We start from the raw sequence: 1017 nt of genomic DNA on the forward strand, positions 1-1017 counted from the left end.
AAGCCGAAGAGTGTGCGTACCGAGGCCTACAAATTCTCGAAAACCATTCACCAAGCAAGCACTTACATAGCTACTCAATGTTGGCACGCATTGCGATTGGCCGTGGCGAGCTAGACAAAGCCGGTAAATTCATTGAGCACATTCAACATTTAATGAAGCAGTCTACGTACCACGTAGATTGGACCGCCAACGCCTCTTTATCGTTGATCTTATTCTGGCAAGCGCGTGGCAATACAGAAGCCATGCAAGAATGGTTGAACACGGCGGTTCGTCCAGAATCGGCATGTAACCACTTCTTACAACTGCAATGGCGCAATATAGTGCGTGCACACATCAATTTGGGTCAGTATGAGGAAGCACGCCAAGCGCTAAACTTCCTGCAAAGTGAAGCGCGCCGTACCAACCTCATTACCGATACCAATCGCAACCTCGTTGTCGAAGCAGTCTTGGCCGCACGCCAAAAAGACGAAGATCAAGCCAAAGCACTGTTAAAAGAGGCGCTAGTGATGACGAACCAAACCGGTATGGTCGGAAACTTCCTGATTGATGGCGCTACGATTGGTGGCCTGCTAGAGAAACTCAGCCTGCGTCATGAGCTGGGCGATCTAGAACGTCACCGCGCTCAACAACTAATGAAAGACATTTCATCGAATCAGCGCAGCCGCTCGATCCACTTTGATGAAGACTTTATTGAAAAGTTGGTAAATCACCCGAATGTGCCGGAGCTTGTACGCACGAGCCCGTTAACACAGCGCGAATGGCAGGTTCTAGGTTTGATTTATTCTGGCTTTAGTAACGAGCAAATCGCACAAGAATTGGATGTGGCAGGTACGACAATCAAAACCCACATTCGCAACTTGTATCAAAAGCTCAACATCGCTAATCGTAAAGAAGCCATTGTAACTGCGGAGAATTTACTGCAATTGATGGGTTACTAAATCAAATAACCTTAGTAAAGAAATGGAATTTTAATTGAAAACAAAAATGGGTTGGCGTTATGCGTCAGCCCTTTTTTAT

Annotated in this window: 1 protein-coding gene; it reads left to right on the top strand. The window is 46.4% G+C overall.

The genetic code is table 11. The annotated features are described in order from the left end of the window. A partial coding sequence (locus R8N28_RS27255; RefSeq protein ID WP_318183922.1) for a LuxR C-terminal-related transcriptional regulator occupies positions 1–938 on the top strand: 938 nt, incomplete at its 5' end. Between the last annotated feature and the right edge of the window lie 79 nt (positions 939–1017).

The sequence above is a fragment of the Vibrio sp. Vb1554 genome, assembly GCF_033344235.1.